The sequence below is a fragment of the Streptomyces sp. NPDC055099 genome (assembly GCF_053607685.1).
Genome location: NZ_JBSGUA010000013.1, coordinates 38770 through 58710, shown reverse-complemented (window position 1 = coordinate 58710; position 19941 = coordinate 38770). Strand labels below are relative to the sequence as shown.

Sequence of the window (19941 nt, the reverse complement as noted above, 5' to 3'; positions counted from 1 at the left end):
TATCAGCCCATGCTGACTTCAGTCGACGCTGATGTGATTCGGGTTCTCGGTGACCCGCTCCGTCTGAAAATCGTGACCCTGCTCGCCCAGGAGACGCTCTGTACGACGCACCTGGTGGAGGAGACCGGCGCCAAGCAGACCAACCTCTCCAACCACATGAAGGTGCTGCGTGAGTCCGGTCTGGTGGAGACCGAGCCGTGCGGCCGCTTCACCTACTACAAACTGCGCCCCGAGGTCCTGGCCTCGCTCTCCGAGCAGTTCGCCGAGCTGGCCGCCTCCGCCCGTACCGCCGCCGACAACAAGAGGGCCTGCTGATGAGCCGCACGGAGACCACCCCGCAGACGGACCAGGGCGGGCCGTCCGGCGAGGGCATCGTCGCCAAGCTCTCCACCCTCGATCGCTACCTGGCCGTATGGATCTTGCTGGCCATGGCCGTCGGCCTCGGCCTGGGCCGACTGATCCCGGGCATGGATGACGCGCTGGCGAAGATCGAGGTCGGCGGCATCTCCCTGCCGATCGCGCTCGGCCTGCTCGTGATGATGTACCCGGTCCTGGCCAAGGTGCGCTACGACAAGCTGGACACGGTCACCGGTGACAAGAAGCTGATGGCATCGTCGCTGGTCATCAACTGGATCGTCGGCCCGGCCGTCATGTTCGCGCTGGCCTGGATCTTCCTTCCCGATCTGCCCGAGTACCGCACCGGGCTGATCATCGTCGGGCTCGCCCGCTGCATCGCCATGGTCATCATCTGGAACGACCTGGCCTGCGGTGACCGTGAAGCCGCCGCCGTGCTGGTCGCGCTCAACTCCGTCTTCCAGGTCATCGCCTTCGGCCTGCTGGGCTGGCTCTACCTCGACCTGCTGCCGGGCTGGCTGGGCCTGGGCGACGGGGAGCACCTCGACATCTCCATGTGGAAGATCGCGCTGAACGTCGTCATCTTCCTCGGCGTCCCGCTCCTGGCCGGATTCCTCACCCGCCGCGTGGGCGAGAGGAAGTTGGGCCGCGAGCGGTACGAGGCCGACTTTCTTCCCAGGATCGGCCCGTGGGCCCTGTACGGGCTGCTCTTCACCATCGTTATCCTCTTCGCCCTGCAAGGAAAGACGATCACCTCGCAGCCGCTGGACGTCGTACGGATCGCCCTGCCGCTGCTGGTGTACTTCGCCGTGATGTTCTTCGGAACCTTCCTGCTGGGCAAGGGACTTGGCCTGGCCTACGACCGCACCGCGACCCTCGCCTTCACCGCGGCGGGCAACAACTTCGAGCTCGCCATCGCGGTCGCCATCGCCACCTTCGGCGTCACCAGCGGCCAGGCGCTGTCCGGCGTCGTGGGTCCGCTCATCGAAGTGCCCGTGCTGATCGGCCTGGTCTACGTGGCTCTGGCCTGGCGCAGGAAGTTCAGCGCCCAAGCGCTGACCACGGCCCCGTGACGCACACGGCGGATGTGGTGGTCATCGGCGGCGGGCAGGCAGGGCTCGCCGCCGGCTACCACCTGCGCCGCCTTGGCCTGGACTTCGTCGTTCTCGATGCCCAAGCTGAGGCGGGCGGCGCCTGGCGGCACGCCTGGGATTCCTTGCACCTGTTCTCCCCGGCCGCCTACTCCTCGCTGCCCGGGCGCCCGATGCCCGGCCAGCCGGGGGAGGTGTACCCGGATGCCGCGCACGTCGTCGGCTACCTCAGCGAGTACGAACGCCGCTACGAACTGCCCGTGCACCACGGCGTGTACGTAAGCGCCGTGCACCGTGACGGCGACCGACTGCGGGTCGAAAGCGCCGGCGGCACCTGGCGGGCCCAGGCGGTCATCAGCGCGACCGGCACCTGGTGGCGCCCCTTCATCCCGGCCGTTCCCGGCAGGGCCCAGTTCCGCGGACAACAGCTGCACACGGTCGAATACCGCAGCCCGCGCGACTTCACCGGCCGGCGCGTCGTCGTGGTGGGCGGCGGCAACTCCGGTGCGCAGATCGCCGCCGACCTCGCCTACGACAGCGACCTGACCTGGGTCACCCAGCGTCCGGCACGTTTCCTGGCCGACGACATCGACGGCCGCGCCCTGTTCGACGTGGCCACCGCCAGGCGCCGTGCCCTGGACAGCGGACAGTCCGACACAGGGGGTGTGGCTTCACTGGGCGACATCGTGGCCGTGCCGCCCGTCCGAGCGGCACGCGACGCCGGACTCCTCAAGGCCCAGCCGATGTTCACCCGCCTCACCCCGGACGGCGTCGAATGGGCCGACGGCACCCGGGCACAGGCGGACGCCGTCATCTGGTGCACCGGTTTCCGCCCCGCGCTCTCCCACCTCGCCCCGCTCGGCCTTCGCGGACCACGCGGGCACATCCCCACGCACGGCACCCAGGCCGCGGACGAACCGCGCCTGCACCTGCTCGGCTACGGCGACTGGACGGGACCGGCCTCGGCCACCCTCATCGGGGTCGGCCGCCCCGCCCGCGACGCGGCCAGACAGATCGCCGGCCAGCTGCACTGAACACGCAGGGTCGGACAGGCTGCCGGGACGCGGCCATCTCGGTGGCCGGCGGCGGCAGTCGCCCGGCGGAGGTCCTGGCCCAGCGTCTGCTGCTGGTGATCTACGCCTACGGCCGGATGCTCGCGCCATCGCCGAACAGATCGCACATGCCACCATCACCGGTGCTTCTTCCCGAGCAAGGTGCCTATGAGGACAGCACCGAGCGTGAGGAGGGCGGCAGCGACGGCGAGCGCGAGGGAGAAGCCTTCCGTCGCGGCGTGCTGGGGGTCGCCGCCCTGGGCGGCCAGGTCGTCGCTGTGGCGCGAAGCCAGAGCGACAAGCACCGCCACCCCGACGGCGCCGCCGACTTGCTGGACGGAGCTCAGGACGGCCGAGCCGAGTCCGGCGTTCTCCTCGGTGGTGCCCGTGAGCGCGGCGACGGTCAGGGCGGGCAGACTCAGTCCGCATCCGAGGCTAGAGACGAGCATGCCGGGCAGAACGCCGGAGGCGTAACTGTCGCTCGGTGCCACGCCGGACAGCAGCAGCAGACCGATCGCGGTGATCAGGAACGAGGTGACCAGGGCCAGGCGCACGCCGTATCTGAGGACTGCTCGGGAGGAGAGCCACATGCCCGCGAGGATGCCGACACCGTAGGGCAGGTAGGCGACGCCGGCCGTGAGCGGGCCATAGCCCAGCACGGTCTGCAGGTGCACCATCAACAAGAAGGCCATCGCGTACATGGCGGCGGAGAACAGCAGCGTCGCCCCATTGGCGACGGCGCGGATGCGCAAGGACAGGAACGCCAACGGCACCAGCGGCTCGGCGGTCCGTGCTTCGGCAGCGACGAAAGCGACGGCCAGAAGCAGGGCCAGAACCATGGACCCGATACCAGTGGTGTCACTCCAGCCTGTCTCCCCGGTCCGGAGCAGGCCGTAGACCAGGGACACCAGGGCGCCGGTGCCGAGAACCGCGCCAGGTACGCCGATGCGCACCGTGCGCCCTGCCCGGCTCTCGCTGACCAGGTGCGGGAGCAGCGCAACGGCTGCAAGGGCCACCGGCAGGTTGATCAGGAAGATCCAGCGCCAGGACGCCAGGCCGGTCAGCGCGCCGGAGATCACCAGGCCCATCGTGCCGCCCAGAGCCGCGATGCCGCCCCAGATGCCAAACGCTTTGGCGCGCCCCTCGGTACCCGGGAACAGCAGCGTGATCAATGCCAGCGCGGCCGGGCTGGCCATGGCCGCTCCCGCGCCCTGGACGAACCGCCCGCCCACGAGCTGCCAGGGCTCCTGTGCGAGCCCGCAGAGCAGGCTGGCCGCGCCGAACAGCGTCACCCCGGTCAGGAAGACACGCCGGCGGCCCAGCAGGTCGGCCATGCGACCGAACAGCAGCAACAGCCCGCCGAAAGCGAGGAAGTAGGCGTTGACAACCCAGGCCAGTCCTGTGGTGCTGAAGCCGAGATCCTCCCGCACGCTGGGCAGTGCCACGCTCACCACGTTGTCGTCCAGGACGAGCATGAACTGCACGAAGCACAGCACCACCAGAGCCGGTCCCCGGCGCCCAACGGTGCTGCCCGTGGCTGTGGTTGGCGCCGATGTCATGCCGGGCGTCCTGTCCTCGTGCGTGTCCCCTGTGAACTGCGGTGGCGCCCATGGTGCGTTGGGTGGTTGATCAGCATGCGAATGACGCTATGCACCGGCTGCGCTGACCGCGATGCGCTACCAGGCCAGGGTGTATCGCGTTGAGGACATAGGCTCGAAGCCATGACCAATGCCGCGATGGGAGACGTCCCGCCCGGGGTGGGCGCGATAGTCGTCGGGAACTTTCCGCTGGCGTACGGGCAGTGGTTCATCCCGCACAGCCATCCCCAGCACCAGTTGGCCTGGGCGCGGCGTGGTGTGCTCGGTGTCGCCGTCGAGGACGCCTACTGGGTCCTGCCACCCACACGGGCGCTGTGGCTGCCCGCGGGGGTGGTCCACCGGACCGGCGCGACCCGCGAGGCGGTGCTGTGCAGCCTGTACTTCGATCCAGACAGATGCGACCTCAACTGGGCGGACCCCACGCCGGTCGGAGTCGACGGGCTGCTGGCCCACCTGATCGCCTACCTCAGCCGTGAGGACCTCCCCGCCGACCCGCGGCTACGGGCCGAAGCGGTCGTGCAGGATCTGCTCCGGCCGTTGCCGGCCACGCCCATCGATGTCCCGCACCCCACCGACGACCGCGTGCGTGCTGTTGCCGACGCGCTGCTCGCCGACCCCGCGGACGCACGGAGCTGTGAGGCGCACGCACGGGCCATCGGGGTGAGCCGACGCACTCTGACCCGGCTGTTCGTCCATGACACCGGCATGCACTTCGACCGCTGGCGCACCCATGTGCGGCTGCGTGCCGCGCTTCCCCTGCTCGCCGAGGGCCAGCCCGTCTCCCGGGTCGCACACACCGTGGGATACGCGACACCAAGCGCCTTCCTCGCGGCGTTCCGGCGAACCGTCGGCACGTCGCCGGGCCGCTACCTCAACAGCGACACTTCGTTCGAGGCATCCGCTGCGAGCGCTGCCGATGCATGACCGATGCCATTGGTCGCGGACCCGTCGTGATCCGCTCGGCGGGCAGAAGTGTGCAGCCCGCGTCTCCACCGAACAACGGTTCAGGATTTCCTGAATTCAGGAGTTCATGTACTTTCCAGTGGTGCTGACCGTCGCCCCTGACATCGAGGTGCTGGCCCGATTCGGCCGCGCGCTCGCCGACCCGATCCGCTGCCGGCTCCTGCTCGCGCTGCGGGAAGCCCCGGCTTACCCCTCCGACCTCGCCGACGCTCTCGGGATCTCCCGCACCAGGCTGTCGAACCATCTGGCCTGCCTGCGCGACTGCGGTCTGGTGATCACCACGCCCGATGGGCGCCGTACCCGATACGAGTTGGCGGACGAACGCCTGGGGCACGCGCTGGATGACCTGCGCGCCGCGGTGGTCGCGGTGGAGACCGACCGCACCTGCGAGGACGCCGCGGCGAAGGGCTGCTGCTGATGGCGGCGATATCCCTCGGCCCGTCCCCGGCTCGCCGCGACGCGCTGGCTCGCCGCATCCGACTTCTGGTCGCGGCGACCATCACCTACAACGTCATCGAGGCGATCGTCGCGATCACCGCAGGAACGATCGCCTCCTCCACCGCACTTGTCGGATTCGGCCTGGACTCGGTCATCGAGGTCTCTTCGGCCACCGCGGTCGCCTGGCAGTTCTCCGCCCGCGACCACGCCGTACGCGAGGCACGGGAGAAGGCCGCGCTGCGGATCATCGCCGTCTCTTTCTTCGTGCTCGCCGCGTACGTCAGCGTCGACGCCGTGCGGGCCTTGGCCGGAGCGGGTGAGGCCGAACGGTCTCTTCCTGGCATCGTCATCGCTGCCCTGTCGCTGGCCGTGATGCCCTTCCTGTCCGCGGCTCAGCGCCGTGCGGGTCGCGAACTCGGCTCCGCCACTGCGGTCGCCGACTCCAAACAGACCCTGCTGTGCACCTATCTGTCCGCCGTCCTGCTGCTCGGTCTCGTCCTCAACGCGACACTTGGCTGGTCCTGGGCCGACCCGTTCGCGGCCCTGGTCATAGCCGCCGTCGCGGTCAAGGAAGGCCGGGATGCCTTGCAGGGCAAGGGCTGCTGGGCGCCCTCGGTCACTGCCGGTGCGGCGCCAGCGGACAAGGAGGGTGCAGGCGCCTGCCGGTCCGGCTGCGACTGCTGCTGCACCGCATGACCGCATGACCGTCCCGGGTGGCAGGGGCTGAGTGGACCTGCCCATCCTGGACGGCCGCCCGGATGCTTTCCCGCCGGGGTCAGGTCGCGGCGGCCGCGGGTGTCAGCAGCTGCCCCATCCCAGCCAGCACGGAAGGCTCGACGCGGTAGTAGACCCAGGTGCCGCGCCGCTCGGAGGTGAGCAGCCCGGCCTCCTTCAGCTTCTTGAGATGGTGGGAGACGGTGGGCTGGGAGACGCCGACATCGGAGATGTCGCACACGCACGCCTCCCCGCCCTCGTGCGACGCCACGGCCGAGAACAGGCGCAGGCGCACCGGATCGCCGAGCGCCTTGAACATCCGCGCGGCCTTTTCCGCCTCGTCGGCGTTCATCGGCCGTTCGGTGAGGGGCGGGCAGCACGGCTCGACGCCCTGCGTGTCCAGCAGCGGCAGCACCTTCGTGTTCGACATACGTCTATGTTGACACATGTCGAAGCAAAGTCCCAGGCGCAGCAGTGCCCCGGAGGGGGCCGCCTCGCTGCTATGCGCCGCGGCGGAGGTCGGCCGCGAGGCGCCGGGCGACGCGCTGCGCGTCGCGGCCCACGCCCCGCAGGGAGGCCGAGGACAGGCTGCGCTGCCACTCCAACCCTACGAAGGCGAGGCGCGGCGCCGTGAGAGAGATGCCGTCACGGTGGAGGGGGCGGCCGTCCGGGTCGAGTGCGCCCAGGGGTGCCAGGTAGCCGAGGTCGGGGCGGTATCCGGTGGCCAGGATGAACGTGTCGACGTCCTCGACGGTGCCGTCCTGCCAGGTCACCTTGGAGCCCTCGGCCGAGGCGAAGACCGGACGTCGATCGGGAGCGCCGGCGGTCAGTGCTGCCCGATAGCGGCCGTCATCGATGACCGCCATGGTGGCCGGGCGCTTCTGGAAGCGGCCGAGCGGGGCGATGTCCAGGCCGGTGACATTCAGCCAGAAGTGCAGGTCGCGCCCAGCGAGCGGGCGCTGCTTGAACCACTTGACCGGCGCCCGGCTTGCCAGGCTGACGCGGGCATGGGCGGCGAGTTCGGCCGCGACCTGCACCGCCGAGTTTCCCGCCCCCACCACCACGACCCGCTGCCCGGCGAACGGCCGAGGCGCCCGGTAGTCGGCGACGTGCAGCACCTTGCCGGTGAACGAATCAAGGCCCGGCAGGGCGGGCAGCGTCGGCCGTCCGAAGCCACCGGTGGCCGCCACCACGGCGCGCGCCGCCAGCAGGCTGCCGTTCTCCAGGGTGAGCGTGAACAGTGCGCCGGCCGCGCGGACTTCGCGCACGCGGTGCCCGGTGCGGATGTCCGCGTCCAGCCGGCTCGCGTACCGGAGCAGGTAGTCGACGACCTCGTCCCGGTGCGGGTAGCGCTCCGGGTCCCCGCCGAAGGGCAGCCCGGGCAGCGAGCTGTACCGGGCCGGGGAGAAGAGGGTCAGGCTGTCGTAGTAGTGCGGCCACGATCCGGCCGCCTGCCTAGATGCCTCCAGCACCATCGGTCTCACCCCTTGCCGACGCAGGGCGTGGGCCGCCGCCAGGCCGGACTGCCCGCCGCCGATGACCGCGACATCGATCTGCTCCATGACGATCTCCCGAGCCTTCCTTGTTTCGATAAACGCCTATGTTGACGCCTATCGAAACAGGTGGCATGCTGGCCGCGCAAGCCATCGACAGGTGTCGAAACAACGAGGGAGTCACCATGAGCGAGTCATCCCAGCCGATCGAGTCGTCCGAGCCGACCGCCCAGGCGTCCACCACCGCCCTGCCCACCGTGGTGATCGGAGCCGGCCCGATCGGGTTGGCCGCCGCCGCGCACCTCGTCGAGCGCGGTATCGAGCCGCTGGTCCTGGAAACCGGGGCCTCGGCGGGCAGCGCGGTGCGCGAGTGGAGCCACGTACGCCTGTTCTCCACCTGGGGCGAGGTCGTCGACCCCGCCGCCGAGAAGCTCCTGGCGCCTACCGGCTGGTCCGCGCCCGACGGCGTGACGTACCCGACCGGCGGCGACTGGGCCTCCCGCTACCTGCAGCCGTTGGCCGACGTCCTGGGGGAGCGGGTCCGCTTCGGCGCGACCGTCACCGGCGTCTCCCGCCTGGGCCGTGACCGCGTCGTCGACGCCGACCGCGACCAGCAGCCCTTCACCGTGCACGTCGCCTACGCCGACGGGCGCGAGGAGCGCATCATCGCCCGCGCCGTCATCGACGCCTCCGGCACCTGGTCCACACCCAGCCCGATCGGCGGCGACGGACTGCCCGCGCTCGGCGAGAAGACCGCAGCCGACCGCATCTCCTACCGCGTGCCCGACCTCAAGGACCCTGCCGTACGCGCCCGATACGCGGGCAAGCGCACCGCCGTCATCGGCTCCGGAGCCTCCGCCTTCACCGCGCTCGCCTACCTGGCCGACCTCGCCAAGGACACCTCGGGCACCCATGCGCTCTGGGTCCTGCGCCGGGGCATCGGCGGTGCCACCTTCGGCGGCGGCGAAGCCGACCAGCTCCCGGCCCGCGGTGCACTGGGCCTCGCCGCGAAGGCAGCCGTGGACGATGGCCACGCCGACGCCGTCACCGGCTTTCGCACCACCGCCGTGGAGAAGACGGGCGATCAGCTGACCCTGGTCTCCGAGGACGGCCGTCGCCTGGACCCGGTCGACGAGGTCATCGTCCTCACCGGCTTCCGCCCCGACCTCTCCTTCGTCTCCGAACTGCGCCTGGGCCTCGACGAGCGCCTCCAGGCTCCGGTCGCGCTCGCCCCATTGATCGACCCCAACGTCCACTCCTGCGGCACCGTCTACCCCCACGGCGTGGGCGAGCTCTCCCACCCGGAGAAGGGCGTCTACCTCGTCGGCATGAAGTCCTACGGCCGCGCCCCGACGTTCCTGGCCATGACCGGCTACGAGCAGGTCCGCTCCATCGCCGCCGCCCTCGCCGGAGACCAAGAAGCCGCCGAGCGCGTCGAACTGACCCTCCCGGAGACCGGAGTCTGCGGCGGCGCGGGCCTGTTCGACGAGCCCGAAGCCGCGCAGGAGCAGGGGCAGAAGCAGGACGGCGGCGGCTGCTGCGCTGCGCCCTCCACCCTGCAGATCGGGGTCGGCGCGTCGGCCTCGACCGGCGGCTGCTGACCCGACTCCCCGCACTCGTCCGGGATTTCAGGGCTCAGGTGATCTGGTGTGCAGCCGCAAGCCGCAGCCGTGACTTGGGGGCGGGCAGAACGGTGGTGATGCCTGGGTGGCCGCAAATTTCAGTTGATCTGGCCCCCGGCGTCTGAATACTGACTCTCGTCATAGGTGATCTGGTCTCTCTGTGGCGTGCGAACTGGACTAGGGAAGGGCCCGCGAGATTGACCATGCACGATGACCAAGTGCACGTGACGGCCGAGAGCGTTGCGACCTTGATCCGGCGACAGTTCCCACAGTGGAGCGACAAGGCGATCCAGCTCCTGTCGTCGACCGGGACGGTCCACGCCATCTTCCGTATCGGGGACGATCTCTCCGCGCGTTTCCCTCTGCGTCTGGCCGATGCCGCCGAGACGCTGGCGGTACTGGAACGGGAAGCCCAGGCGAGCGCGGAGCTGGCACAGGTGTCCCGGTTCCCCGCTCCAAAGCCCGTCGCCTTGGGGAAGCCCGGAGCGGGTTACCCCATGCCGTGGTCGGTGCAGACGTGGGTGCCGGGAACCATCGCCCTGGATGCCGACCCGAGTGGGTCGCACGCTTTTGCCAAGGACCTTGCGGCCTTCATCGCAGCCTTGCGGGGTGCCGAGACGCGGGGGCGGCGATTTAGCGGCGAAGGGCGGGGTGGCGTTCTCGCTCACCACGACGACTGGATGGCGAAGTGTTTCGAGGAGAGCGAGGGGCTGCTCAACGTGCCCCGTCTGCGCCAACTGTGGAGCCGGTTCCGGGAGTTGCCGCGCACAGGTGCCGACGTGATGAGCCATGGCGACTTGATCCCCGGCAATGTACTGGTCGCCGGAGACCGACTCAGCGGCGTACTCGACACCGGCGGCTTCGGCCCGGCCGACCCGGCGCTGGATCTGGTCAGCGCCTGGCACCTGTTGCAGTCAGGCCCGCGGGACGTGCTCCGGGGGATCCTGGCCTGTGACGATCTGGAGTGGGAGCGAGGCAAGGCATGGGCGTTCGAACAGGCGATGGGTGTCGTCTGGTACTACGTCGCGAGCAATCCGCCGATGAGCAAGATGGGCCGACAGACACTCGCCCGCATTCTCGAATCGACGGAGTGATGCCGCCTCGACCGCAAACCCTGGTAGAGACGATCGCGTGCCCTCCCTCCCACCGACAAAGGCATCAACAAGAACAGATCAGCTGAGACGGCATATCCCGCCCTGCCCGAGACCATGATCCGTCGACGCACTCGGGGGCGACCAGCCTCACTCCCAGGGCCCCGTCCCCTCTTGAGCAAGCCAGGTCTGCGACCGTTTCCTTTATGGCGTCTGGTTGGATTCGGGCATGGTCAACGGTAGCCACGAGAATTCAGGTCTCTCCAAGAGCACTTGGAGCGACGCAGATTTCGAGGGCATGGGGTGGCACGACGCCACCATCCACGGGTTGTCCGTCCAGCCGACTGACGACATCCTGCCGCGTCTTCTCCTGGACCTGACTACATCGTCCGCTGGGTCCACCCGGTCCCGCCCGCCACACATTTTTCGTTCTGGGTCTCTCCGGCGACACTCGTCTTCGAGGATGTCTTCGACCTGGAGGGTGACCTCGACTTCAAGGGGGTGGCCATGGACCTGGAGGTCGACACAGTGCACCGGCTGGTGCCGGATGATGCTCGCCCGAACTTTGCACACTGTCCGCTCTGGCACATCGAAGGCCACGCATTCGACTTGAAGTTCCGGGCCTCGGGCTTCCATCAGTACTTCCGGCAGGTTCCAAGGCTCGTATCCCGGCAGGCATTGCCCTACGCCGAACGCGGGGGTTGTGCCTTCACTGAACGTGGCTTCAGCTGATTGCTGATCTGCCGAGGCATCTGCCAACAGTAAGTACAGCAAGCGCGTCGTCATAGCCTGGTCGGCCAGACCTTGAATCGCCGTCTGACGGGCAGGCGCCCTTTCGCCCTTTCGAGGAGCGGGGCCATCGGCACCAGCCTCAGGAAACGGACTCTTGCCTGCGGTCAGGGTGAGGGACGCGGCGCGGGGAAATGGGGGTCGCGGTCATGAGTACGGCGAGGATCGCGAGCAGCGCGGCAGCGCCAGGCCAGCGGCGACCAGCCCGGCGGTTTGCCACGACCACGGTCCCTAGCCTGGGCGGAGCATGTGGAAGGCCGTACATCCGCAGCCAACTCGACACGGCGTGACCGCCCGCCGTCGTAGTCGCTGTTAGGGGCGCTGCCGGTGCGCTGGCAGGGGCATTCGCGTCGGCACCGCCGGGCCGCCAGCGGGCTCGCACCACTGCGGGCCCTGCGGGTCCCGACCACGGGCAGGCGGTAGGGAGCACTTGGAAGCATGCTGGCTGCATGATGACCGTGCTGCTTCTGGCCGACGACGACAGGATCAGGTCCTTGCGCCCGCTGATCCATCACGGCCCGCACTACCGCGTGATCTCCCACGCCGCCGACCCCTCTGTTGCCCTGGCGCAGGCCAGGGCTCTGCTCCCGGACATCGTCGTCATCGACACCGCCGTTCCCGGGACCCCGGCAGAGCTTGCCGCGACGTTTCGCGCGCTACGTAACTTGGATCCTCCCAGCGGCGTCATCTGGCACGTCTCAGCGGAACCGCCCCTCCCATCGCGCCTATTCGAAGAAGCCGAGGGAAAGGTCCACACCGTCCGGCACGGAGACGAAGCCGCCCTGCGCGCCGCGCTGCGGACCATCGGCCTGCGCCGCGCCAGCTGCGACCCCGATCAGCCCGCCATCTGATCGGCGCGACGCCGGCCGGTGGCCTTGCCACGAGCTGCGTCCAGGAGCTGAAGGAATGAGCAGCGACAGGAATGGGCAGCGGCACCTGGCGGCAGATTCCAGGGCGGGAGTGTGAAGTGCCGCGAAAGGGCACCAGGTGAGGGAAGCGTTGGTGATCAGAGTCCGGGAGCGTTCGGGTGAACCGCTCCCCGGCGCTGAGGCACCCCGACCGCCCGACGTCCCATGAGAGAGAAGCCAGTGGTTCTGAAAACGTTCGGCTGGTCGTTCGCGGTCACCGCGCTCGGCCTGGTCGCGGCGGTGTTTTACGGCGGATGGACGGCCATCGGGGTCGTGGCGATCCTGGCGATCCTCGAGATCTCGCTGTCGTTCGACAACGCGGTGATCAACGCCGGGATCCTGAAGAAGATGAACGCCTTCTGGCAGAAGATCTTCCTCACCATCGGCGTCCTGATCGCGGTCTTCGGGATGAGACTGGTCTTCCCCGTCCTGATCGTCGCGGTCAGCGCCAAGATCGGCCCGGTTGAGGCCGTGCGCCTCGCGGTCAATGACAAGGATCGGTACCAGCAGCTGGTGACCGACGCTCACCCGTCGATCGCCGCGTTCGGCGGCATGTTCCTGTTGATGATCTTCCTCGACTTCATCTTCGCCGACCGTGACATCAAGTGGCTGGGCTGGCTCGAGCGCCCGCTGGCCAAACTCGGCAAGATCGACATGCTGTCGGTCTGTATCGCGCTCATCGTCCTCATGGTCTCCGCGATGACGGTCGCCATGCACGCTCATCAGCACGGTGGCACGCACGTGAACAAGTCCGAGACGGTGCTCCTGTCCGGTGTCGCCGGACTCGTCACCTACCTCGTCGTGGGCGGACTCTCCAGCTTCTTCGAGCGCCGCCTGCAGGACGAGGAGGAGCGTGAACAGGCGGCCGAGAAGGAGGCCAAGAACAGCGGCAGCGGCGCGCCCGCAGTGGTACTGGCCGGGAAAGCCGCCTTCTTCATGTTTCTCTACCTGGAGGTCCTGGACGCGTCGTTCTCCTTCGACGGTGTCATCGGCGCCTTCGCCATCACCAACGACATCGTGCTCATGGCGCTGGGCCTTGGCACGGGCGCGATGTACGTCCGTTCGCTCACCGTCTACCTGGTCCGCCAGGGCACCCTGGACGACTACGTCTACCTGGAGCACGGCGCGCACTACGCGATCGGCGCCCTCGCCGCCATCCTCCTGGTGACGATCCAGTACGAGATCAATGAGGTCATCACCGGCCTCGTCGGTGTCATCCTGATCGCCTCGTCGTTCTGGTCGTCGGTACGCCGCAACAAGAGGCTCGCGGCAGCCGAGGAAAGCGAGGAAAGCACCGTGGCAGCCCGAAGCGGGGGCTGAGAGCCGCGGCGCAGCGGCAGCGACGTAGCAGTGGCTGCCGAAGAGCGACGCCGGGAAGCCGGCAGCGGGTGATCGTCGTCTGCGGCTTGTGGCGCAGTGCCCTTCGTTGGGAGCATCTCCGCATGTTCGAGTTGCTCCCCGAAGTCGGTCTCCGGCTGCCCGGCGGTGTCGGCATCCTCCGCTTCGGCATGGACGAGCGCGCCGCCCAGTGGGCCGTCGCCACCGTCGCGGACGTTCGCGACGGCTGGGTCTGTGGCGCCCGCTGGGCTTTCAGCGCGCAGTACCAGGGCCTGACGCTCGAGGCATACGGCGACACCACGGACCGCCACGGTCGGCACCAGGAAACCGCTGGCGTGGCCCGAATCGGCCTCACCCGCGACGCCCTCACGCTCACGGCGCCCTCTGCCTGCCCCGTTGTCCTTCGCGGCATCGACCTCTTCGGCTATCCGGCCGCCGAGGTTTCGTATGCCTTGGGGGACGGCCTGCCCCCGACGCTGCGGGTCAGCGGCGACGGTCTCTACCTCAGCGCCGTGTCGGCGCACGCGGAACCCGTGTCTGTCGAGAGCTGATCACGAAGGCGAAGCCGGCGGCCTTCAGGGCGTCTGTGCGGCGGTCCCTGCCAGGGGGAGGCAACGACCGCCGCAAGGACACAAATGGTGTCAGCGCCCTCAGGTCAGGGTTGTACCCTCAGCGCCCACAGCGCCCTCTGGGCCCCGGCCTGGCTGTGATCACTCCTGTCCCGCCGTCGGGTCCATCCACATGACCTCCCAGGTGTGCCCGTCGAGGTCGTCGAAAGCGCGGCCGTACATGTAGCCGTGGTCCTGAGTTTCACCGCTGGGCGAGCCTCCTGCGGCGATCGCTCTGTCGACCAGCTCGTCGACCTTTTCACGGCTGGTTGCGCTCAGCGCGAGAAGCACCTCGCTCGACGTGGTGGAATCGATGATCCGCTTCTTCGAGAACTGGGCGTACTTCTCGTGGGTGTGCAGCATCACGTGGATGTTGTCGCTGAGCGGGATCGCGGCCGTCGTGTCGTCGCTGAACTGGTCGTCGGCGGAGAAGCCCAGTTGGGTGAAGAACTTCTTGGATGCGTCGAGGTCGCGGGTGGCGAGGTTCACAAAGATCATCTGCTGGCTCACGAAGACGTGCCTTTCCTCTGGTATGTGACGGTGCAACAGCTGGCGGAGGCGGATCAGGTGGTGGACACGGATCAGGTGGTGGGGGCGGATCCGTGCATCTGCCGAAGAGCACGCATCACCGATCACCGCCTCTCCTGCTGAGGCCTTTGGATCGTAGGAACCCGGGGCGTGCCTCGTGCGTTGATTCGATCAGGTTCGAAAGCTGGCCTGCGACGAACCGCGCAAGTGGGGTCGTCGACGAACGGGGAGTGCGGATCCGTGATTCGCGTGCACATGTCGGCCGAGCGACTGGCCGGTCTGCGCTGGGCGGTCTCACCGGTGGGAGAGTTGGCCGCGGCCTTGGTCGCCATCGCCGAAGCGCCGAAGACGCCGCCCCGGCTTCAGCACGTCAAGGCGTTGCTGTCCTCGGGCCGACTGCCGACCCTCGCAGCCGTAGCGCGCGGCTATACCGCCTACCTTCCGGAACTGCTCACTCCGGCGCCACGTTCCTTCTTGCCGACCGTCGAGGACCAGTTGCATGCCCTCGCGACGGCGCCGACGCGCACGGTGAGCACTCAGTTCACCGCCTTCCTCGCCGGGGGACAGGACCGCAGGAGCCGCTGTCCCTGGCTTGGGGAGGGACAGTTGGAGGGGGCCGACGAGCAGGTGCGTGCTCGGATCGAGGTCGGTGAGAGCGAGCTGCGTGAGCGTCTTGCGCGCGAACTGCACTGGCTGTGGTCGAAGGCGATGGCGCCGTACTGGTCGCAGACCATCGCGAGCTTCGAGGGTTTCGTCGAACGGCATGCCGCCGTCGCAGCCCGTGAAGGCCTCGGCAGCGCCCTGGCAGCCCTGCACCCCTCGTTACGCTGGGAGGAAGGTGCCCTGACCGTCACCTCGGGCTATGACGGAGAGGTCCCTGGAGGTCATCCCGTCGCGCTCATCCCCAGCCTCTACCTGGACCGCATCGGCCTGCACGCGCCCCTGCGCCCCGGGGATGCCCAACTGGCCATCCCCATGGGCACCTCGGATGACACCAGCCCCCGTATAGCCCCCGTCCTTGGCGCGACCCGGCTGGCGATCCTTCACAGTCTGGCCCAACCGCGCACCACCACGGCGCTGGCGACAATGCACCATCTCGCACCCGCGACGGTCTCCTTCCACCTCTCCCGCCTCCTCGCCGCCGACCTGATCCAACGCCAACGCGACGGACGACACGTCCACTACCGCCACACCCCGCGGGCTCGGGCCATCTTGAACCCCGCCCCCTCGACCGGCCCGCCCACGCCGTAGACCGGCACGACGGCCACATCCCCGGCAACACAGGCAAGACCCCCTGCGGCGCCACGGCGGACTCAAGTCGCTCGACCGGTACGCCACTTGCCATTGCGGGGGAGCCGCCTCCGCGCCCCATCTTTTACGAAAGTCGCCCCCGCCCCCGTTCGACCTGGAACTTCGGGTCGACCTCCCGTCAGCAATTAAGTGAATTGCGACATCTGGCGGCTCAAGGCGATATCCGACGGCTTGGGCGGCAGTCTGGGTGCCGCGGGACGAGACACCCTTCCCCATCGCGCGGGCGCCGCCAAGCCGGTGCCGTCAGTCCGCTGAGGGAAGCATTTTCGGCGTGGATCGGGTACACGCGCGATATGTCTACTCACAACTACACCGTGTTGGCGGCCGAGGGTGGCGGCTCGCTGGTATTCGTCGTCGTTGGCCTGGCCGTCGTTCTGGGTCTGCTCGCCATGTTCATCAGTGGCCGGCGCCGCACGGCCCGCCGCACCTCGCCCACCAGGCCCTCCCACACCGCTCGTTCACCCCACGGAGAAGCCCAGCGCGGCATCACATGGCAGACCCCCGCCGACGACCCCGAGCAGGGCCACCCCCATCCCTGACCGGGGCAATGGGCTGGACATTGGCTCCCGGTTCGGAAGGCGCCGGGTATTGAGCGCCACTTGTTCTCGCGTGGGAACCCGTACGACTCCGCATGAAAAGGCCGCCACGGGGCATCCGTCGTTTCTGAATCAGGAGGAAACAATGACCATGGCGGAGCCGTCGGTTGAGCGAGCGGAACAAGAGCCCACCTTTCCTGGGCGCCGGGAATCTGGCGGCGGGACAAGCGGCGGCGAACCGCCGGAGGATGCCCGCCAAAGGGTCAACCGACGCTGGAACGAGATTCTCCAGGAGACCAGGGTCGCGCAGACCGGCGTGCAAATCCTTTTCGGGTTCCTGCTCAGTGTGGCCTTCACTCCCTTGTTCCGGGAGCTGGGCACATTCGATCGAGTCATCTACGTCGTCACTGTCGTTCTCGGCGCCTCAGCAACAGGTTCTCTGATAGCGCCGGTATCCATCCACCGCTTCCTTTCCGGCCAACGCATGAAGGATGAAGTGGTCGAAGCCGCGGGCCGCTTGATGATCTGCGGCATGGTGCTCCTCGCCCTGACCATCGGCTGCACGCTGTTGCTGATCCTGCGCCTCGTGGTCCCTGGTGTCTTGGCCGAGGTGCTGGTCGGGGCGGTCATGCTCTGGTTCGGGTTCTGTTGGTACGTGCTGCCGATGCGCCTGCGCCGCCGCGCCGCCGCACGCCGCAGCGGCGAGGCCGGCCTCCGGCCCTAGAAGTGCGCCGCACTGCGAGAGGCGCTGGCGGCGGGACAGACCGCCTCCCAAGCGCTCACGCCTTCCTCGCGGGGCGGCATGCGCCGGCGCTCCAGGAAGGGCGGCAGGTCGTGCGCCGTCGGCGTCGACCTGCCGCCCTTCCTCGTCAGCAATCGCACGGGCCTGCTCGCGCGCTGCCCTGGACCGATGAGTGTTTTGCAGGCTCTGCATTTTTGCGTAGCATGCAACACGCGAATGAGGAGACGGCTGCCGCGGGCAGTTGGCGAGAGCGGAAGAAGCGGGCGACGCGGGCCGCTCTGGTCGAGGCGGCGGTACGCATCGCCGCGGAGCGCGGGGTGGAGCACACCACCGTCGACGCGATCAGCGAGGCCGCGGGCGTTTCACCACGCACCTTCTTCAACTACTTCGACTCCCGCGACGAGGTCTTCGTCCTGGTCGGCGCGGAGGCGAGCGCCCGGGTCCGCGATGCCGTACTCGAGGCGCCACGCCGGCTCTCGCCGCTCGTCGCCCTGCGCGACGCGATGGCGGCCGAACTGCAGGAGACCGAACAGCAACAGGAGCTGTGGCGGCTGCACGCCGAAGTGCTGCGCCGGTCTCCCGAACTCCTCGCTCGCAGTATCGGGGCGCACATGGCAGACGAGCTCGGCCTGGCCGAAGCCGTCGCCGAGCGGATCGGCGCCGGCTCGCCCCTGTTCTCCAAAGAGCGTGCGGAGAACACGGAAGCCGAGTCCCAGCAACGACGACGGGCGCTGGGGCTGTACCCACGACTGGTTGCTGCCGTCGGGACCTCGGCCGTACGGATCGCGGTGGAGCACTGGTGTGTTCACCAGGACCAGGCGGCCTTCGAGGACGTCTTCCTGGAGGTCTTCGACCACCTGGCGGCCGGTCTGCCCGAGCCGCCAGAGGCGGCCAGGTCCGGGCGGCGCTGACCGGATCCGCATTTTTTTCTGGAGCCCCCTGCGCATGAGGGGGCCCAGCGTTGAACTCTGAAAGAGACGATGTGACTGCAACAGCGGTGCCCCAAGAGGCGCCCTCAACCTCCATGTCCAACCGGCAGATACTCCAGGCCATGTCCGGGCTGATGGCGGGCATGTTCGTCGCCATCCTCGCCGGGACCGTGGTCTCCAACGCACTGCCGCGGATCATCGCCGACCTCGAAGCCAGCCAGGCCTCCTACACCTGGGTGGTCACTGCCGAACTCCTGGCGATGACGGCCACCGTGCCGCTGTGGGGCAAACTCTCCGACCTGTACAACCAGAAGCTGCTGCTGCAGCTCTCCCTGGCCATGTTCGTGGTCGGCTCGCTCCTTGCCGGCTTCTCCCACGACGTGGGACTGCTCATCTTCAGCCGCGTCGCCCAAGGCATCGGGGCCGGCGGCCTCACGGCCCTCGCACAGGTCGTGATGGCGGCCATCATCCCGCCGCGCAGGCTCGGCAAGTACGCGGGCATCTTCGGTGCCGTCTTCGCCGTCGGCACGGTGGCCGGGCCGCTCATCGGCGGCGTCCTGGTGGACACCTCGTGGCTGGGCTGGCGCTGGTGCTTCTTCATCGGCGTACCCTTCGCGCTGCTCGCCATCGTGCTGCTGCAGCGCACCCTGAAGCTGCCCACCGTCCGCCGCGAGGCGAAGATCGACTTCCTGGGCGCGTTCCTGATCGTGGCGGGCGTCTGCGCGCTGCTCATCTGGGTCTCGCTCGCGGGCAACCAGTTCGACTGGGCGTCCTGGCAGACGGCTGCCCTGGTCTGCGGGGGAGTGGCGCTGCTCGTGGCCGCCGTCTTCGTGGAATCACGGGTCCCCGAACCGATCATCCCGCTGAGCATCTTCCGTAACCGCACCGTGTCCCTGACCACGCTGGCGAGCCTGCTGGTCGGCCTGGCGATGTTCGGCGGCACCGTCTTCCTCTCCCAGTACTTCCAGGTGTCCCTCGGAAAGTCGCCGACGATCGCGGGTCTGATGAGCCTGCCGATGATCCTCGGCCTGCTCGTGTCCTCCACGGTCGCGGGGCAGCTCATCAGCGCCACCGGCCGCTGGAAGATCTACCTGGTCATCGGCGGCGTCGCCATGACCGTGGGCCTGGGCCTGCTCTCCACGATCGACGCCAACACGCACTTCGGTCTGCTCAGCGTCTTCATGGCGGTGATGGGCATCGGCGTCGGCATGCTGATGCAGAACCTCGTCCTGGCCGCACAGAACGACGTGCCCGCCGCTGAACTGGGCGCCGCCACCTCGGTGTTGTCCTTCTTCCGCAGCCTGGGCGGCACCATCGGCACCAGCGTCCTCGGCGCGATCCTCGCCAACCGCGTCGCCAGCGAAATGACCAAGGGCCTGGACCAGGCGGGCGTCCCGGCCGGCTCCGGCCAGGCAGCCGGTCACGGTGTGCCCGACATGACCACGCTGCCGGCTTCGATGCGGGAGATCGTGGAGCACGCGTACGGCGTCGCCACAGGCGATCTGTTCCTGGTGGCCACACCGTTCGCTCTGCTCGCGCTGATCGCCGTCCTGTTCATCAAGGAGAAGCCCCTGAAGAACACGAGCGGCATGGAGCGCCTCGCCCAGGAGTCCGACACGGCCCCCGACAAGACGGCGGCGGCGCCGATCGGTTGACCGCAGGACGCGTGCTCGCGACGTGAGCCCGAGGCGCAACGGTGGACCGTTGCGCCTCGGGCTTCGCGGTCTTGATCAGTACGGCGCGGCGCCATGACGAGGTCGCCGACCACCTGCAGTCCCACCCGGGCCGCGAGCCGAGCCGTGCGCTGGGCCTCGATCCGATCGACGTGGACGAAGG

At 68.7% G+C, this 19941-nt stretch carries 21 protein-coding genes; 17 read left to right on the top strand and 4 right to left on the bottom strand.

Going from position 1 to position 19941, the window contains the following annotated elements; genetic code table 11:
- Positions 1–9 precede the first annotated feature (9 nt).
- From ACWFRU_RS28585 to ACWFRU_RS28575, 3 genes are read left to right on the top strand one after another with little or no spacing between them, the layout of a single operon-like run.
- Positions 10–315 carry an ArsR/SmtB family transcription factor gene (locus tag ACWFRU_RS28585; protein WP_453691008.1) on the top strand — a complete coding sequence of 102 codons (306 nt, stop codon included), beginning with the start codon at positions 10–12 and terminating at the stop codon, positions 313–315.
- A complete protein-coding gene (gene arsB / locus ACWFRU_RS28580) occupies positions 315–1427 on the top strand; it encodes an ACR3 family arsenite efflux transporter (RefSeq protein WP_453691007.1) in 1113 nt (370 codons plus the stop codon). The genes ACWFRU_RS28585 and arsB overlap by 1 nt, the downstream gene beginning before the upstream one ends.
- Entirely contained in the window at positions 1424–2479 is a 1056-nt protein-coding gene (locus tag ACWFRU_RS28575) for an ArsO family NAD(P)H-dependent flavin-containing monooxygenase (protein WP_453691006.1), read from the top strand. The genes arsB and ACWFRU_RS28575 overlap by 4 nt, the downstream gene beginning before the upstream one ends.
- Positions 2480–2634: 155 nt before the next feature.
- Here the strand turns inward: ACWFRU_RS28575 and ACWFRU_RS28570 are convergent, their stop codons facing one another.
- Positions 2635–4056 carry an MFS transporter gene (locus ACWFRU_RS28570; protein ID WP_453691005.1) on the bottom strand — a complete coding sequence of 474 codons (1422 nt, stop codon included), beginning with the start codon at positions 4054–4056 and terminating at the stop codon, positions 2635–2637.
- A gap of 162 nt (positions 4057–4218) precedes the next feature.
- Between ACWFRU_RS28570 and ACWFRU_RS28565 the strand changes: the two genes are divergently transcribed.
- The 3 genes from ACWFRU_RS28565 (at position 4219) to ACWFRU_RS28555 (ending at position 6192) form a co-directional block, all read left to right on the top strand.
- Positions 4219–5019 (top strand): AraC family transcriptional regulator, encoded by an 801-nt coding sequence (locus ACWFRU_RS28565; RefSeq protein ID WP_453691004.1) that lies wholly within the window; start codon positions 4219–4221, stop codon positions 5017–5019.
- Positions 5020–5140: 121 nt separating this feature from the next.
- On the top strand, positions 5141–5476 hold the full coding sequence (locus tag ACWFRU_RS28560; protein WP_453691187.1) for an ArsR/SmtB family transcription factor: 336 nt from the start codon (positions 5141–5143) through the stop codon (positions 5474–5476).
- Entirely contained in the window at positions 5476–6192 is a 717-nt protein-coding gene (locus tag ACWFRU_RS28555) for a cation transporter (protein WP_453691003.1), read from the top strand. Before ACWFRU_RS28560 ends, ACWFRU_RS28555 begins: the two co-directional genes overlap by 1 nt.
- A 79-nt stretch (positions 6193–6271) precedes the next feature.
- On the opposite strand, the gene ACWFRU_RS28550 is transcribed toward ACWFRU_RS28555, so the two are convergent.
- Together ACWFRU_RS28550 and ACWFRU_RS28545 are read right to left on the bottom strand one after the other, a co-directional pair.
- Complete coding sequence (locus tag ACWFRU_RS28550; protein ID WP_453691002.1) at positions 6272–6640, bottom strand: ArsR/SmtB family transcription factor; 369 nt, start codon at positions 6638–6640, stop codon at positions 6272–6274.
- Positions 6641–6710: 70 nt separating this feature from the next.
- A complete protein-coding gene (locus ACWFRU_RS28545; protein WP_453691001.1) occupies positions 6711–7772 on the bottom strand; it encodes a flavin-containing monooxygenase in 1062 nt (353 codons plus the stop codon).
- A 116-nt stretch (positions 7773–7888) separates the two neighbouring features.
- Here ACWFRU_RS28545 and ACWFRU_RS28540 point away from each other — a divergent pair, with 116 nt between their 5' ends.
- The 6 genes from ACWFRU_RS28540 (at position 7889) to ACWFRU_RS28515 (ending at position 14002) form a co-directional block, all read left to right on the top strand.
- The gene (locus tag ACWFRU_RS28540; protein WP_453691000.1) at positions 7889–9304 is read left to right on the top strand and encodes an NAD(P)-binding domain-containing protein; all 1416 of its coding nucleotides are present in this window, start codon (positions 7889–7891) and stop codon (positions 9302–9304) included.
- 224 nt (positions 9305–9528) lie between these two features.
- Positions 9529–10419 carry an aminoglycoside phosphotransferase family protein gene (locus tag ACWFRU_RS28535; protein WP_453691186.1) on the top strand — a complete coding sequence of 297 codons (891 nt, stop codon included), beginning with the start codon at positions 9529–9531 and terminating at the stop codon, positions 10417–10419.
- Between the two features lie 504 nt (positions 10420–10923).
- Positions 10924–11148, top strand: coding sequence for a hypothetical protein (locus tag ACWFRU_RS28530; protein WP_453690999.1), 225 nt, complete (start codon positions 10924–10926; stop codon positions 11146–11148).
- A 506-nt stretch (positions 11149–11654) separates the two neighbouring features.
- Entirely contained in the window at positions 11655–12056 is a 402-nt protein-coding gene (locus ACWFRU_RS28525) for a hypothetical protein (protein WP_453690998.1), read from the top strand.
- Positions 12057–12293: 237 nt separating this feature from the next.
- Positions 12294–13433, top strand: coding sequence for a DUF475 domain-containing protein (locus ACWFRU_RS28520; protein ID WP_453690997.1), 1140 nt, complete (start codon positions 12294–12296; stop codon positions 13431–13433).
- 122 nt (positions 13434–13555) lie between these two features.
- A complete protein-coding gene (locus tag ACWFRU_RS28515; RefSeq protein ID WP_453690996.1) occupies positions 13556–14002 on the top strand; it encodes a hypothetical protein in 447 nt (148 codons plus the stop codon).
- Between the two features lie 159 nt (positions 14003–14161).
- Here ACWFRU_RS28515 and ACWFRU_RS28510 read toward each other — a convergent pair whose 3' ends face one another.
- Complete coding sequence (locus ACWFRU_RS28510; protein WP_453690995.1) at positions 14162–14569, bottom strand: VOC family protein; 408 nt, start codon at positions 14567–14569, stop codon at positions 14162–14164.
- A 258-nt stretch (positions 14570–14827) separates the two neighbouring features.
- On the opposite strand from ACWFRU_RS28510, the gene ACWFRU_RS28505 reads away from it, so the two are divergent.
- The 5 genes from ACWFRU_RS28505 (at position 14828) to ACWFRU_RS28485 (ending at position 19760) form a co-directional block, all read left to right on the top strand.
- Positions 14828–15838, top strand: coding sequence for an ArsR/SmtB family transcription factor (locus tag ACWFRU_RS28505; protein WP_453690994.1), 1011 nt, complete (start codon positions 14828–14830; stop codon positions 15836–15838).
- Between the two features lie 353 nt (positions 15839–16191).
- Positions 16192–16437 carry a DUF6479 family protein gene (locus tag ACWFRU_RS28500; protein WP_453690993.1) on the top strand — a complete coding sequence of 82 codons (246 nt, stop codon included), beginning with the start codon at positions 16192–16194 and terminating at the stop codon, positions 16435–16437.
- Between the two features lie 142 nt (positions 16438–16579).
- The gene (locus ACWFRU_RS28495) at positions 16580–17158 is read left to right on the top strand and encodes a DUF6328 family protein (RefSeq protein WP_453690992.1); all 579 of its coding nucleotides are present in this window, start codon (positions 16580–16582) and stop codon (positions 17156–17158) included.
- 221 nt (positions 17159–17379) lie between these two features.
- Positions 17380–18087: a TetR family transcriptional regulator gene (locus ACWFRU_RS28490; RefSeq protein WP_453690991.1), complete on the top strand. Its 708-nt coding sequence runs from the start codon at positions 17380–17382 to the stop codon at positions 18085–18087.
- Between the two features lie 113 nt (positions 18088–18200).
- Positions 18201–19760, top strand: a complete 1560-nt coding sequence (locus ACWFRU_RS28485) for an MDR family MFS transporter (protein WP_453691185.1) — start codon at positions 18201–18203, stop codon at positions 19758–19760.
- Positions 19761–19941: the final 181 nt, after the last annotated feature.